Source organism: Paenibacillus sinensis, from assembly GCF_019904155.1.
GTDB classification, from domain to species: Bacteria; Bacillota; Bacilli; order Paenibacillales; family Paenibacillaceae; genus Paenibacillus_AQ; species Paenibacillus_AQ sinensis.
In genome coordinates this window covers 24,948-39,956 of the sequence record NZ_JAHCMB010000116.1, presented here as the reverse complement: position 1 = coordinate 39,956, position 15,009 = coordinate 24,948, and the positions used below count along the sequence as shown (strand labels likewise).

At 55.0% G+C, this 15,009-nt stretch carries 16 protein-coding genes; 12 read left to right on the top strand and 4 right to left on the bottom strand.

Annotated features, from left to right (window positions below):
• The first annotated feature begins 20 nt into the window (after window positions 1-20).
• The 7 genes from KIH86_RS11445 (at window position 21) to KIH86_RS11415 (ending at window position 6,508) form a co-directional block, all read left to right on the top strand.
• Window positions 21-1,115, top strand: coding sequence for a quinone-dependent dihydroorotate dehydrogenase (locus tag KIH86_RS11445; RefSeq protein ID WP_223088534.1), 1,095 nt, complete (start codon window positions 21-23; stop codon window positions 1,113-1,115).
• 63 nt (window positions 1,116-1,178) lie between these two features.
• On the top strand, window positions 1,179-1,991 hold the full coding sequence (locus KIH86_RS11440; protein WP_223088533.1) for a GTP pyrophosphokinase: 813 nt from the start codon (window positions 1,179-1,181) through the stop codon (window positions 1,989-1,991).
• Entirely contained in the window at window positions 1,972-2,439 is a 468-nt protein-coding gene (locus KIH86_RS11435) for a DUF309 domain-containing protein (RefSeq protein ID WP_316503387.1), read from the top strand. The genes KIH86_RS11440 and KIH86_RS11435 overlap by 20 nt, the downstream gene beginning before the upstream one ends.
• Window positions 2,440-2,625: 186 nt before the next feature.
• Window positions 2,626-4,194: an RsmB/NOP family class I SAM-dependent RNA methyltransferase gene (locus KIH86_RS11430; RefSeq protein WP_223088532.1), complete on the top strand. Its 1,569-nt coding sequence runs from the start codon at window positions 2,626-2,628 to the stop codon at window positions 4,192-4,194.
• Window positions 4,195-4,959, top strand: coding sequence for a pseudouridine synthase (locus KIH86_RS11425; protein WP_223088531.1), 765 nt, complete (start codon window positions 4,195-4,197; stop codon window positions 4,957-4,959).
• 74 nt (window positions 4,960-5,033) lie between these two features.
• Complete coding sequence (locus tag KIH86_RS11420; protein ID WP_223088530.1) at window positions 5,034-5,834, top strand: Cof-type HAD-IIB family hydrolase; 801 nt, start codon at window positions 5,034-5,036, stop codon at window positions 5,832-5,834.
• Window positions 5,835-5,911: 77 nt separating this feature from the next.
• On the top strand, window positions 5,912-6,508 hold the full coding sequence (locus KIH86_RS11415) for a class I SAM-dependent methyltransferase (RefSeq protein ID WP_223088529.1): 597 nt from the start codon (window positions 5,912-5,914) through the stop codon (window positions 6,506-6,508).
• A 157-nt stretch (window positions 6,509-6,665) separates the two neighbouring features.
• Here KIH86_RS11415 and KIH86_RS11410 read toward each other — a convergent pair whose 3' ends face one another.
• A complete protein-coding gene (locus KIH86_RS11410; RefSeq protein ID WP_223088528.1) occupies window positions 6,666-8,060 on the bottom strand; it encodes an RsmB/NOP family class I SAM-dependent RNA methyltransferase in 1,395 nt (464 codons plus the stop codon).
• Between the two features lie 278 nt (window positions 8,061-8,338).
• Between KIH86_RS11410 and KIH86_RS11405 the strand changes: the two genes are divergently transcribed.
• The gene (locus tag KIH86_RS11405; protein WP_223088527.1) at window positions 8,339-9,475 is read left to right on the top strand and encodes a glycosyltransferase family 4 protein; all 1,137 of its coding nucleotides are present in this window, start codon (window positions 8,339-8,341) and stop codon (window positions 9,473-9,475) included.
• 185 nt (window positions 9,476-9,660) lie between these two features.
• Here KIH86_RS11405 and KIH86_RS11400 read toward each other — a convergent pair whose 3' ends face one another.
• A complete protein-coding gene (locus KIH86_RS11400) occupies window positions 9,661-10,785 on the bottom strand; it encodes a YkvI family membrane protein (RefSeq protein ID WP_223088526.1) in 1,125 nt (374 codons plus the stop codon).
• Window positions 10,786-10,961: 176 nt separating this feature from the next.
• Here KIH86_RS11400 and KIH86_RS11395 point away from each other — a divergent pair, with 176 nt between their 5' ends.
• The 3 genes from KIH86_RS11395 (at window position 10,962) to KIH86_RS11385 (ending at window position 12,296) form a co-directional block, all read left to right on the top strand.
• A complete protein-coding gene (locus tag KIH86_RS11395; protein WP_223088525.1) occupies window positions 10,962-11,534 on the top strand; it encodes a xanthine phosphoribosyltransferase in 573 nt (190 codons plus the stop codon).
• Between the two features lie 118 nt (window positions 11,535-11,652).
• Window positions 11,653-11,970 (top strand): hypothetical protein, encoded by a 318-nt coding sequence (locus KIH86_RS11390; RefSeq protein ID WP_223088524.1) that lies wholly within the window; start codon window positions 11,653-11,655, stop codon window positions 11,968-11,970.
• A gap of 110 nt (window positions 11,971-12,080) precedes the next feature.
• A complete protein-coding gene (locus KIH86_RS11385) occupies window positions 12,081-12,296 on the top strand; it encodes a hypothetical protein (RefSeq protein ID WP_223088523.1) in 216 nt (71 codons plus the stop codon).
• Between the two features lie 54 nt (window positions 12,297-12,350).
• On the opposite strand, the gene hisC is transcribed toward KIH86_RS11385, so the two are convergent.
• Entirely contained in the window at window positions 12,351-13,424 is a 1,074-nt protein-coding gene (gene hisC, locus KIH86_RS11380; protein ID WP_223088522.1) for a histidinol-phosphate transaminase, read from the bottom strand.
• A gap of 199 nt (window positions 13,425-13,623) precedes the next feature.
• Entirely contained in the window at window positions 13,624-14,109 is a 486-nt protein-coding gene (locus KIH86_RS11375) for a hypothetical protein (RefSeq protein ID WP_235775371.1), read from the bottom strand.
• A gap of 165 nt (window positions 14,110-14,274) precedes the next feature.
• Between KIH86_RS11375 and KIH86_RS11370 the strand changes: the two genes are divergently transcribed.
• Entirely contained in the window at window positions 14,275-14,733 is a 459-nt protein-coding gene (locus KIH86_RS11370; RefSeq protein ID WP_223110482.1) for a GNAT family N-acetyltransferase, read from the top strand.
• Window positions 14,734-15,009 lie beyond the last annotated feature (276 nt).

Sequence of the window (15,009 nt, the reverse complement as noted above, 5' to 3'; positions counted from 1 at the left end):
TGCCTGAAGGAGCGAGAGCGGTGTTGTATCGAAATTTTGCCAAGCCTTTTTTCTTTAAAATGGACCCGGAAGCGGCGCACCATCTCGTCATCGGGGGACTGGAAAAGTCAGCTGCCCTCCCGGGCGGGAAAGCGTCGCTGCGCATGATGTACGGAGTTCCGGAGACGCCGGAGCTTGCGGTCGATCTTTTCGGACTCCATTTTCATACACCGGTAGGACTTGCGGCCGGACTGGATAAGAACGCCCAGGCGATCGGAGGCTTCTCCTCGATCGGCTTCGGCTTCATGGAAGTTGGAACGGTCACGCCAAAAGGACAGCCCGGCAATGAACAGCCGCGTCTGTTCCGCCTTCCGAGCGACGAAGCGCTGATCAACCGGATGGGCTTCAACAACGAGGGAGCCGACGCGATGGCTAAGCGGCTCAAAGCGGCAGGCCGCCGCAGCATTCCGGTAGCAGTCAATATCGGGAAGAACAAGACGACCCCGAATGAAGAAGCTCATGAGGATTACCGGAAGTGTATCCGTACGCTGTATCCGTACGGTGATTTTTTTGTCGTCAATATCAGCTCGCCGAATACGCCGGATCTCCGGAGCCTGCAGCATGGCAGCGAGCTCTCCCGCCTGCTTGCCGAAGTGAAGGACGAGATGGAGCTTCAGCACGGAAAGAGCGGGGTTAAGAAGAACATTCTGGTCAAGATTGCGCCGGATGTCAGCGCGTCTGAGCTTGAATATATGGTGGATACCATCGCGAATGCGGGAGTGGACGGCATTATCGCCACCAACACGACGATTTCCCGGAATGGTCTGAGTCATGTGCGGGCATCGGAGACCGGAGGTCTCAGCGGCAAGCCGCTCCGGGACCGTTCGACGGAGATTATCTCGGCCATATACCGCCAGACCGGAGGACAGCTTCCGATTATCGGCTCAGGCGGAATTTTCACTCCGCAGGACGCCTACGATAAAATCAAGGCGGGAGCCAGTCTTGTTGAAATCTATACGGCACTAATCTACGAAGGTCCCGAGGTGAACCGCCGGCTCCATGCCGGTCTGCGCAATCTTCTTCGGCGAGACGGTTTCCGGCATATTTCCGAAGCGGTAGGCGTGGATGTTCAGTAACCGCCTTGGAATAGGCACAAGGCCAATTCCGGGCAGAAAGAGTTAGGGACAGGAGGATGGACGATGGACGGCAGGGATTGGGCTACGTTTTTGCTTCCTTATGAACAGACAGTGGAAGAATTGAAGGTCAAATTCAAGACGATGCGCGCAGAGCTCAAGAAGCGCGAAGAATATACTCCGATCGAATTCGTGACCGGGCGTGTCAAACGGCTGTCCAGCATTCTGGAAAAAGCCAAGCGGCTGAATGTCAAGATGGAAGACCTGGAACAGGGAATCGAGGATATTGCGGGAATCCGCATCATGTGCCAGTTCGTGGAGGATATCCGGCGGGTAGCGGAATATATTCGGGCCCGCAAGGATCTGGAAGTGGTATACGAGAAGGATTATATTACCAATTATAAAGAGAGCGGCTATCGCAGCTTCCATATGATCATCCGATATCCGGTTCAGACCGCGCTCGGACAGAAGATCGTGCTAGCCGAAATTCAAATCCGGACCCTTGCCATGAATTTCTGGGCGACCATCGAGCATTCCCTGAATTATAAATACCGGGAGAGCCTGCCGGATGAAATCAGGCTTCGATTGAAGACGGCCGCGGAGGCCGCATCCATCCTGGATTCCGAGATGTCCAGCATACGAGAGGAAATTCTGGACGCTCAGCGGACGTTTGAGGATAATTCCAACACAACGACTCAGGTGCTGCAGGCGATCCATCAGCTGTATTTTTATCACCTGGTCAACGAGGCGATCCGCTGCCAGGAGGAATTCAATGTCATCTGGCAGCGCCAGGACATGGTGGCGATGAAAGTGCTCCTGGAGCGAATCCGGGGCATGATATCCCGGGCGAAGAAAGGCAATGATGCGGATGGCGTATGATCCGCTGTACGTGGCTTACCTCGTCTATTTCAACCGGGACCGCGATTATTTCGAATGCCATGAAGTGCTGGAGAAGCTGTGGCTGGCCACGGAACGGAATCCTTTGTACAAGGGGCTTCTCCAGGTTGCCGTCGGATTGTATCACTTCCGGGACGGCAATATACGGGGCGCAAGGCTGATGCTGGAGAGCGCCGAGGCAAGGCTGCGGGATTATCCCGCCGAGACGCTGGGCATCCGGCTGGATGCACTGCTCCAAGAGGTAAGGGGGTATATCCGGAGGCTGAACAGCTTCGACGTGAAGCCCTTCGAGTACCGTGATCTGACGATTCCGATCGTTGATGAGAATCTGAGAGCGGCGGTTGCTGCCGCCGGAGAAGCCCTTAAGCCGAGTCTTCCGCAGCGGCGGGGGCCGCAACGGACGCCTTCCGTGCCGGTGGAGCGGCGGTAAGCGCGATTATTCATATCCTGTAGCTAAGGAACACCCGAATCCGGGTGTTCCTTAGCTGTTCAAACTGTACTATTCAAGTCTTATTATCCAAATCTAATTATTCAAATCTAATTATTCAAACCTGAAATGGGTCATCCATATAGTTGAACCTGTATCCATTTTACAACATAACCGGGAGGCGGCTTCATGGCGGTACAACTTCCCCGCTCCTTCATCGAACGAATGAAGGATCTGCTGGGACCGGAATACGAGGATTTCGCGGAGACTTACAATGAGGCTCCCTATACAGGTATCCGGGTCAATACATTGAAAATATCGGCTGACGCCCTGCTCGGGCTGCTGCCATTTCAGGTGGAGCCGATTCCCTGGTGCGGGACAGGCTTTTACACGGAGGAAGGCGCGAGACCGGGCAAGCACCCGTATTACCATGCCGGGCTGTATTACATCCAAGAGCCCAGCGCCATGTCTCCGGTGGAGCTGCTCGGCGTCACGCCCGGCGACCGTGTGCTGGATTTATGCGCCGCTCCGGGAGGCAAGTCGACGCAGATTGCGGCCAAGCTGCAGGGCATGGGCCTTCTGGTCAGCAATGATCTGAATGCGGAGCGCACGAAGGCATTGGCCAAAAATCTGGAGCTGGCCGGAGCGCGCAACGCGATTGTGCTCAATGAAAGCCCCGAGCGGATTGCGGCGGCTTTCCCGCAGGGCTTCGACCGGATTCTGATCGATGCTCCTTGTTCCGGTGAAGGTATGTTCCGCAAGGACGAGGATATGGTGCGCCAGTGGGACGAGCAGACTCCGCTGAAATATGCGGACATGCAGCGGGAGATTCTGGCGGCAGCTGCCCGTGCGCTCAAGCCGGGCGGGACGATCGTCTATTCCACCTGCACCTTCTCTCCCGAGGAGAACGAAGGCGGGATATTTGAATTCCTGTCGGCCCATCGGGAGTTTGAGGTCGTTCCCGTGGGCGGAACCGGTTCTTTCTCGCCCGGCTTCGCCCCTGTCCCGGGCACGGCCCGGCTGTGGCCCCATAAGGTGAAGGGCGAGGGCCACTTTATCGCCGTGCTAAAGCATACCGGCACGGCAGAGAGCGCAGACGCCAGCACAGCTGCGGGCGCCGCGGTTGGGGAGCGCGCGGCCGACCTGCGGGGCCGCGCATTGGCGTCTGCGCCGCCGCCCCGCACAGGAGGCGGCCGCAGCCGGGAGACCGGCGGCTCCGGTCCGGTCCGCCGGGATAAGACTCCGGCAGGCCGCGGCGCTGCTGCCGGAAGATCCTCCGGGCGCGGCGATGCCCGGAGAAGCGGGGCTGCGGCGGGCGGGGACGGCCCGGCCGTGTATGGCGCTTTTCTCCGGGATCAGCTTGCCCGGGAGCCGGAGGGCTTCCCCGTCTGGTTCGGGGAGCATCTGTATCTGTCCCCTCTGCCAGGGGAGGCGCTGAACGGACTCAAGACCGTTCGTCCCGGCTGGTATATGGGACAGAACCGGTCCGGCCGTTTTGTGCCGGGCCATCCTTTGGCGACGGCGCTTAAGCCGGAGGAAAGCCTGCGGAGCCTTAATCTGGACGGAAGCGGGCCCGAAGCAGTCTCGTATCTGAAGGGTGAGACGCTGTCAGTCCCTGCGGAGAGGCTGAATGTGGCGCCCGGAGCTTCGCCCAAGGGCTATGTACTGGTCTGCGTAGACGGATACAGCCTTGGCTGGGGCAAATGGCAGGACGGAATCCTCAAGAACGAATATCCTGCCGGATGGAGGTGGACATAGATGGCGGCGAAGAAAGACAAGGGCGGCAATAACGGCACGCTGCGGCTTGACAAGATGCTGGGAAACCTCGGCTACGGAAGCCGCACCGAGCTTCGCAAACAGGCGAAGATGGGACTCATTACAGTGAACGGCGAGATCGTCAAAGACAGCGGAGCTCATGTCGATCCTTACCAGGATGTGATCGAGATATCCGGTGAGCGGGTCTTATTCCGCAAGCATATTTATCTCATGATGAATAAACCGCCCGGCGTCCTGTCAGCGACGGAGGATCGCCGGGACAGGACGGTGCTGGATCTGCTGGACGACAAGGATGCGGCGTTTGAGCCGTTTCCTGTAGGCCGTCTGGACAAGGATACGGTTGGACTTTTGCTGCTGACGAACGACGGAGCGCTGGCTCATGAGCTGCTGTCCCCGCGTAAGCATGTGCCGAAGACGTATGAGGCGACGGTAGAGGGCGAGGTCGGAACGGGTGATGTAGAGGCTTTTGCCCGCGGGGTGGAGCTGGATGACGGTTATATGACGCTTCCGGCCAAGCTGACCGTTCTGAGCCGGGAGCGCCGGAGCGTCGTCATCTCGCACATCTCCTTGACGATCACCGAAGGGAAGTTCCATCAGGTTAAACGGATGTTCCAGGCGGTCGGCAAAAAAGTCATCTTTTTAAAACGGGTATCGATGGGTGATTTATCTCTCGACGAGAGCCTGCCTGAAGGGAAATATCGGGAGCTGACGGAGGAGGAGCTGAAGCTTCTGGGCGCGAGTCTGTAACTGATGATGATGCAAACCGGTAAACCCCGGGTTATAATGAGCGGATAAGAGAGAAGATACGAGGATGGTGGAGCATGAAATACAAACTGATCGCGCTGGATGTTGATGGAACACTGCTGAATGACGACCATCTGCTGAGTGCGGAGAATAAAGAGACCGTTGCGGAGGTCATCCGCCAGGGAGCCCGGATCGTGTTGTGCACGGGAAGAAACCCGAAGAACGTTATCCCCGTCATGAAGGAGCTGGGTCTCTCCGGTTATGTCATAGCCGACAACGGAGCCGTTCTGCTGCAGAGCGACGATCTGACGGTTCTTCATCAATTCGGGCTGGACGGACGGGGGCTGGACCCTTACATCGCTTACTGCCGGGAGCATGGCATGCATTTTGATGTGAACACAGCCTTCGATCTTTACGTTGATAACGTGGAGTTTTTGGCGGAGGAAGCGCTGTACATGTATGAACGGCTCGATTTGATGCCAGCGTCGTTGCCGGCATGGGAGGATTTCCGGGAGCCTATCGTCAAATTCACCGTCTTCTCCACGATCGAACAGATTACGGAAGCCGAGCGCGAGTGGAGCACCTGGGGACCGGCGTTCAGCATACAGCGCAGCGGCGATTTTTTCATCGATTTCATGCATCCCGAGGCATCCAAGGGCAACGCTCTCAAAATGCTGGCGGAGCGCCTCGAAATCAAACGCGAGGAAGTGCTGGCGGTCGGCAATTACTATAATGATATTTCGATGCTGACGTTCGCGGGCTTAGGAGTGGCGATGGACAATTCTCCCCTTGAGGTCAAGGCGGCGGCAGACGCTATTACCGGGACGAACAACGAGCATGGCGTATCGGCTGCGCTGAAGAAGTACTGTCTGTCTTAAATGCTGTCAGGATGAAGCTCCTAAAGCTTCCCATTGAATATCGTGTATCAGGCCGTCTGCATCAATAAACGGAGGTCATGCGCATAGGAATACTAAAACCGTTAATCCGGCAGGCTGGCAATCCGCGGGGAACGGTCGGCAAAATCATGATCACGATCATGAATCGCGCCCATATCTCGCTTAGCAGGTGGGGCTTGTCCGGTATTGCGGTGCCTGCGGAAGGCAGCGTTCTTGACATTGGCTGCGGGGGAGGCCAGATGCTGCGTATACTGACAGGTCTGGGCGACCAGTTGTCCGTCTTCGGCGTGGACTATTCGGCGCAGGCGGTCGAGACTTCGATCCGCAACAATCTTGACGGTGTTCGCAGCGGCCAAGTTTCCGTAGTACAGGGCGACGTGGCGGCTCTGCCGTTCGATGACGGGTCATTTCATCTGATTACAGCGGTACAGACCCATTATTTTTGGCCCGATCTGGAAAAAGGGGTCAGCGAAGCTTACCGCGCGCTTAAGGACGGTGGAACCTTCATCATTATCTCTGAACTGTACAAAATCCATTATCATATGAATCGGTATAAGGATAAAGACTCCATGCGCAGCCTGTTCACTGCTGCCAGCTTCCCGGAAGTCCGGATTCGGGAGAATGACCGCTGGATTGCGGTAGCCGGCGTAAAATAACGCTTCACCGTGCGGGTTATCGTGCGGGTTAACGAACGGCTGGCTTTGAGCTTCCATATAAAAAATACAGCGGCAGACATGGGGCGAAATCTTGACATCCCGGGTCTGCCGCTGTTGTATGTTGTTGAGGATCTAAAAAGCAGCAATCAAGGCTGTGTCAGGGCTGGCGCAGCCCCTTCGGATAATGATTCTTAAGCTGGCCGCCGCTCGCCTTGCCCCAGCCGAGCGGCAGGCCGTCCACGGTAACGAGCGTCCAGCCTTGCAGGTCCGGCGGCACATTCAGGCTCTCGCCGCGCAGCCATGCGGCAGCTTCGGGTCCATCCGAAGCAAGGTTCAGGGCGCGTCCGGTCTGATCGGGTTGGAGCGCCATCGCCAGCGCGTGAGCCGGCTCGATCCGGTTCTTCTTCAAATGGGCGAGATGCAGACCGGCCCGCGGAACCCGCAGGCCGTTCAGCACATCCGGCGAGAAGGAAGACCCGAATTCAGGCGGCAGCAGGTAGAGCGAGTCGCCGAACAGGAGCGGATGTCCCTGAAGCAGGAAGCCCGGAAGCTCGGCCGCGGCCCATTCCTGGAACTGACGGAGCGCCGTCTGAGCGGCGACTGTACCGCCGGCGGAGCCTTTGCCGGAACGGTTCTCACGTCTGCCGGACCGCTTGCGTGCGGTGGAGGACCCAGTCTGCTCGGCAGCACTTGCTTCTTTCCGAAGAAGCGCGACAAAATGCCCCTCGCCTTTCTCATGATGCGGCCACAGGCGTTTCGTCTCCAGCAGCTTCATTCCGGGATAGCGGGCGGTCACTCTGGCGATCAGCTCCTCGTTCTCCTGCTTGTTGAAGGTGCAGGTGGAATAAGCCAATACGCCGCCTGGCTTCAGCATGGTATAGGCCGCCTGAATGATATCCCACTGCCTCGCGGCGCACATTTCCACATGCTCCGGCGACCATTCGGCGATGGCGTCCGGGTCCTTGCGGAACATGCCTTCCCCCGAGCAGGGAGCGTCCAGCATGATCCGGTCGAAGGCTTCCGGGAACCGGGCGGCAAGCTCGTCCGGAGCAGCGCTCGTGACCAGGGCATTCGGAACGCCGAGCCGCTCCGCATTCTCCGACAGAATTCTGGCCCGTTCCGGATGGATTTCATTGGAGACGAGCAGTCCCCGGCCCTGCATAAGCGAGGCGATGTGCGTGGTTTTGCCCCCCGGTGCGGCGGCCAGATCCAGCACCGTCTCGCCCGGCCGGGGGTCCAGCATCACGGCGGCGGACATGGCCGAAGGCTCCTGAACATAGTACAGACCGGCTGCGTGATAGGGATGGCGTCCCGGTCTTGAGGGTTCTTCGTAGTAATAACCGCCGGGGCACCAGGGAACAGGCGAGAGACTGAACATCCTGCCGGCTTTATCTGCGGCCAGGGTGCCCTGTTCGGTCCGGGTCCTTAAGCCGTTCATTCTCAGCCCCTGGGTACGGGGCTTGTTATAGGTGGCCAGAAAGGCGCTGGTTTCGCTTCCCAGTTGGGCTTCAATCATTTTCGTGTATGCGCCGGGAAGGCCTGCTGTTGTCATTGCGTTAATCTCCTTTGAACAGGGGTGGGGTTTTGTATATTGCCGTTTGGGTGAGATGCCGATAAAATTGAATAAAGGAACTGAAACAAGGGTCAATGTACATATGCTAAACTATAACGAAATAGCCGGGCAAGGCCACAGCCCGCTTTTTGGGGAACCCGGCAATTCATTTACCGCATGCTTATATGATCAATAAGAGCCGAAGCGGGAACGCCGCGTCATGCCGACCGCAGCCCGGGTGGGCCTTTGCTTCATACAAGAGAAAAGGGGACTTACCAATGAATCTGCTGCAAGCGCTATTCTTCCCGCCGGAACAACCAGGCGGCGTATCTTCCATGATTCCGTACTTGCAGGAACGCTTTCATTCCAGCCGCTGGGACATGGAGCTGTTCTGGCTGCCCAAACGAATCCGCGGCAAAGGCACCGAGGAAATCGTGTTTGAAACCTTTGACTGGACTCCATACGGAGACAGTCCGGTTGTGCAGAAATATATTCAGACGTACCGCGATTATTTATGGTGGACGAAGCTGCGCCTGAACAAGCATTATGATCTGATTCATGCGCATCATCCGATCGCCGGACTGGCGATGAAGAAGGTATTCCCGGATGTTCCGCTCGTTCAGACCTTCCACTCCAGCTACGAACGCGAGCTGATCCTTAACGGTAAAATTGCCGAGGACGGGCCGGAGCACCGGTTCCTGACCTCCATTTACAGAGAACTGGAGCATGTCAGCGACCGGCTGATGACGGTGTCGCGCTCTTTTGCGGAATACATGTCTCATTATACGGATAACCCCGAGCACATCCAAGTGATTCCGAACGGATTTGACGAGAAACGATTCAAGCCGGTTCCCCATGAGAATGACGTTCCGCAGCTGGTAACCGTTACGCGGCTTGTTCCCGCCAAGGGAATTGACGTGCTGTTCCGGGCGTGCGCCGAACTGAAGCAGCGGGGACTCGAATATGTGCTGCATATTATCGGGGACGGACCGTCCCGTGCGGATCTTGAGAATCTGGCCAGATCGCTCGGCATTTACAATGAAACGATCTTCTATGGGTATACGCTGCATCCCGAGGAATTTATGCCTTTCTTCGATATTTTTGTGCTTCCATCCCGGGCGGAGGCCTTTGGCTCCGTCTTCGCTGAGGCTGCACTGAGCTGTCTGGCCCTGGTCGGAACCGAAGTCGGCGGCATACCCGAACAGATCGAGGACGGCGTGAACGGCCTCCTGGTACAGCCCGATGACGTGACGGCGCTGGCCGATGCGCTGGAGAAGGTCATCACAGATCCTTCCTATCGCTATGAGCTGTCCCGGTCGGCCTGGGAGAAGGCGAAGAACCAGTACTCGCTGACCCGGATCGCGAATGAACTCAAGAAGACTTATCTACAGCTGCAGTCGGAGGCCGATAAGTAGAGCTGCGGGCACCGGATAGCAGTGGACTGCGATGAACCGAATCGCATAGGTTTTTTCAAGTAATCAGCGTTCGCCCGGGATACAATATGGATCATCATGGTATGACTCAAACGACACGGGGCCGCCTATGGGCGGCTTGTTGTCTGTAAGAGTTCAATTGGGTTCCTCAGCCGGCTGCGGCTCTGTTATTTCCTGGCGGGACCGGGAACTGTGTCGTGAACAGTGTCGGCAACAGAAGATGAGGAAGGGGCTTTATCGGGTCCATCTGAAGCGATTGGTGGACGGGATGGAGCCAGGATCAGCTTGACCGCCCAGACCAGCGAAAGCGCTCCGAACAGGGGATAGAACAGCGCAAGCAGCGAACTGAAGCCAAATTGGCTGAATATGTAGCAGAGCAGCATGACAACAGGTGTGATAACTGCCATGGAGTAGCGGGTGCGCTGTTCAAGCTGCAATGTAACCCCGTAAATATCGGCGACAAATGTGCTGAATATTTCCAGAAATATGAGCAGCAAATAGATCAGGCGCACCAGTGGGCCTAGACCGAAGGCGATGCTGCCCATCGGGATTTCATACTGCAGGATGCCCGGCATGTGCGCGCTCATGGCATAATGCGCAGCCATCAGCATGAAGCCGATGCCGAGACCGCCAATAATTCCTCCCCATATCAGCGGACGCTCGCTGTCCGACTGGTGCGCCATCGGGACAAGCACGGCCTGCGCCATGCCGAGGTTGAATGCGGTATACAGAAAGGGCGACATCCATGCGGCAACAGGACTTTGTTCCGTAATCATCGTCATGAAGCGGTATGCGCCGGGATGTCCTACCGTGTTGAAAATAATGAGAAGCGAGAGTGCCAGCATAAGCGGGACAACGATACTGTTCATTTGCAAAATGCCGGATATGCCTCGCTTGAGCAGCAAATAGGAGCCGATGACAGTCAGAATCAGACCGGTCTGATAGTGCAGCCCCAAATGCTCCTGGAAGATGGCTCCCGCTCCAGCCAGCATGATGCTGTTCACTCCGATCAGAATGACCATTGTGAACAGGCTGATGACAGAGCCCGTATTCCGGCCGAACAAGTGACGGTTGAAGTCTTCATACGACTCCGCCCCGATCCGGCGGGCGAGGACCATCATTTTGGTACCCAGCCATATGAAGAATCCCATTGAGAGTACAATCGTCAGCACAGCCCATCGCCCGTATTGAGTGAAGAACTGGAGAATTTCCTGGCCGGTAGCGAATCCGGCTCCGACGATGGTTCCTATATAGGTAAAAGCAATTTGCAGTGTCCGCAGCGTTTGTTTCATAACTGCCCTCCTCAACGGTTCATAGCGGCGGCAATTTGCAGCTATGCCGGCGGATATGCTTGTGTCATCCGCATAGTACAGGTTATGATGATGAGCAGAAGGACATGACTCCGCTATTACCTTAGATTGGCGGAGACGAACGGTGCAGAACAATGGATAATGGAGGCGTTAGCGTCATGGAATTATTGAAGAAGCGGATTTTGGAGGAAGGGGTCGTCATCTCCGACCAGGTGCTGAAGCTAGACGGGCTGTTGAACCATCAGGTCGATCCTGAGCTCACAATGGAAATGGGGCGGGAGTTCGCAAGATTGTTTGCCGATCAGGGAGTTACCCGGGTAGTAACGGTGGAATCCTCGGGGATTGCAGCCGCTTTTGCCACCGCTTATGAAATGAAGGTTCCCCTGGTCTTCGCCCGGCGCAAAAAAACGCTGCTGGCCGATCCCGATGCCCTCTGCGAGCGGGTGCCATCTTTCACAAAAGGGATTGTTACGGATATTATGATCAGCCGGCAGTTCATATTGCCGGATGATAAAATCCTGTTCATTGACGATATTATCGCCAATGGCGACGCCGCCCGCGGACTGATCAAGATCATCAACCGCTCGGGCGCCGAGCTGGTGGGTATGGGCGTCGTGGTAGAGAAATGCTTTGAGGCCGGGGCACGGACGATCCGGGAGCAGGGAGTCCGCCTGGAATCGCTGGCTAAGATCAAATCGCTTGCCGGTGGAAGAGTCGAATTTGAATCGTAACCTGACAAGTTACAAATCGTGACGAAACAGCGAACAAAGCCTAATTTTCTAACAATTGCTTTCCACCTCAATCATTTTCCTTTATAATAAGGGCAGACATAGGAGAGGAGGCGTCACAATGGGGAAAGAACCGGTGACAGAGCAATTCTTTATTGATAAATTAACCGAGGCCAAGGATCACTTCGAGCGTGCTCTCGATTGCAAACACACGGAGTTTGACGATCTGTATCCCTATATGATCGAACATCCTCAATTTTTCTGGTACAAACGCTATGTTGCGTGGTCGGAGCTTCTGACAATCGCGGGTCTGTGCGAAGAGCTTGAATTTGACTGGAGAGCGAATTTCACAACCAAACAAGTGGAGTATCTGGAACAACGGGTGATGTCTGCTAAAGTGCTTGACTTCTGGTTCGAGAAGAATGAAGCGCTGATATAAGTCAAACACGTTCGAGAAGCATGATTTCATGCAAATCTCGTTATTTGAAAAGACCCCAATGAGACCATCATTGCGGTCTTTTTTATAATATCAGATGAAGGAGAACCCGTATGATCAGCGACGAACAGCTGAATGAGTATCGTCTGTCGGGCGAGAAGGTCCGCGTTGTCCGCGATGCGCTGGAGAGCAACGATGTCGTTGGCATCGTAATCGCCTGGGATGACAGCCAGGTGATGATCCGCCGGCCCAACCGCCGGGTCGTGAAGCTGGACCGGGGGTACATCATTCAGCCTTTTTCCGATAATCGCCCCAATATCTTTGGTTAATCTAACAGACGGCCGGGAGCCATGAGCTCCACGGCCGTCTTGTTGTATTCCCGGTTACTTGATTCCCATGGTCTTCGTCAAGTCAATCAGGGCATCAAGCAGAATATCCATGTCTTCATCTGTTCCAATCGTAATTCGCAGGTATTGGTCGATACGCGGTTTGGGAAAAAAGCGGACAAACATGTTGCGGCTTCGCAGCGCTTCATATAATTCCTTCGCGGGTAGACCGGGACAGGAGGCCATCAGAAAGTTCGTGCTGGAGTCAATGACCTTAAAGCCGGCTGTGCGCAGCCGGGAGGTCGCCTTGCTACGGGTGCCCGTTATGGAAGCAAGATTGCGCCGGAAGGTTGCTTCATCCCGCAGGGACGCAATGGCTCCCGCCTGTGCGATCCAGTCGACGGTGAAGCAGTTCACGCAGTCTCTGACCCGGATCAGCGCTTCAATCAGATCGGGATGGCCCATGGCAAGCCCGATGCGCAGACCGGCCAGCGAGCGGGATTTGGAGAACGTGCGGACGACGAGGAGATTGTCGTACAGGGGGAGCAGCGGGAGCGCGGACTCAGCGCCGAAATCGACATAGGCTTCATCCACAATGATGACCGCCTCCGGGTGGTTTTTGACCAGATCTTCAATCGCTGTGAGGGGCAGCGCTTTACCTGTCGGCGCATTGGGATTGGCCAGAATAATGCCGTCGCATGCGCTTCTGAATGCTTGGACCGGAACCTCGAAATCCGTTGCCAGCGGGACGGAAAGGTAGCGGATTCCGAAGAGATCGGCATAGACCTCGTAGAAATTATACGTAATATCGGGAATGAGAAGACAATCACCCGGATCGAAGAATGCTTTATAACAGAAGGCCAGGATTTCATCCGAGCCATTGCCTGCAAAAATCATATCCGGCGAGATGCCGTAATAACTGCCTGCCTCATGCCGAAGAAGCGTGCAGTTCGAATCGGGGTATAATTTCAGCCTGTCGGTAATGGCAGCTTTCATGGCTTCCAGTACAGCTTCGGAAGGAGGATACGGGTTCTCGTTCGTGTTCAGCTTCACCACTCTGCCCGCGCGCGGCTGCTCTCCCGGAACATAAGGGACAATGCCCTTGATCGTCTCGCTCCAGTATTTGTTCATGATAACCCCTCCAATCCCCGCATTCGGCATGGAATCGGGTTTTACATATGTATATGTCAAGCGGGCGGATGGAGGAACTGTTACTAATCTTCTTGGACAGCAGTAACTACAAAGGCAGCTCCTGCAATCGCAAGAGCTGCCTTTGTGCAAGTATTGAGGGTCATCATATTGGTCATCATCATCTCAAGCAAAAATCACTCTAACTGATGGACAAGGCGAACGGAATAACCTTCTCATCACGGGCGTTAGTTTGGAATTCGCCGGCCAATCCCAAATAGGCACGCATACGAACCGTCATCTCACGGCGGAAGCTCGGCCACTCAATGCACACATCTCCTGCGGTTCCCCGGCATTTGTACTGGGCTTCCACGCCGTGCTGATCCTGGCGGATGGTCGAAATGACGATGTCTGCACTCTCAAGCTCCCGTTTCACTTCCTGAAGCATTAAGGCCGTCTTCTTGGCTCCGATGGAGACCATTTCCATATATAGCTGGGGCATCTTGAACAGGCCGCTCTTGCCGATCGCCCGGCAATCACGTTCGAAGACCTTATGAATGAACGTTAGCAGCAGATAACTTCTGACAAGTGACAGTTCCTCCTGGGTTGCTTCCTGATTGCGATTGACCTTGGCTGTTGCCGCCATCTGAATCACCTCGTTATATAGGATACGAACCTTTGTTCTCATTATACATGCTGATGTTATCCGAAGCAAGATTTAACCGTTATTTTATGAAAAAAATGTTATTCCCATAAGCCGTTATGGTGCTGAGATCATGATATATGATAGGATCGACAGAAAGCAGCCAATCAATGGCAAGCATGAAACGATCAAAATCAGGGGGTATCAATGATGCTGCGGGTAGAGGAAGCTTGTGAGGAGAATGTGGAAGAGATGTGCCTGCTTCTTGACGAATTATTCGCCATAGAACAGGATTTTGCCGGTATTCGCGATGCCGGGAAGCAGAGAAAGGGACTGAAATTGATTCTGGATCACCCTGACCGGGGCAGGCTGCTGCTTCTTAAGCGCGAGGATCGGGTTGTCGGGATGGTCAATTTGGTGTTCGTGTTCAGCACAGTCGAAGGAGGCTCTGTCATCCAGCTGGAGGATTTTATCGTGGCAGGGAGCGAAAGGGGTAAGGGAAGCGGCCGTTTTTTTATGGAACAGATTGTGGAATATGCTAAGTCCCATGGATTTCTGCGTATTTCTCTGCTGGCCGACTCCGGCAACGCACGTGCGCTGGCGTTCTACGAGGCTGCAGGCTATCAATACTCGAATATGAAGTGCTTAAGGCTCAGTCTTTCCGAGTAGACGGCAGCTTTTTCAGATAAAAATGCAAGGACTATAAAAAATAACTTAATTTAAAAACGAAAGTGTCGATAAATATAATATGTTCTTAAACTTAGGCCATTGGCACTATTTATTGTGCCGGAAGGCAAATGTTATAGGAGGGGAGAAGACGAATCAGAGGCAGAAGAACGTCAGTGAATCAAACAGTTATTTAGAAATCATCCGGTTCGGAAGTGAAAGGGGCACAATAAGAAGCATGACGATTAGACAGCGCAGAAATCATTCACTGGTTCTTCT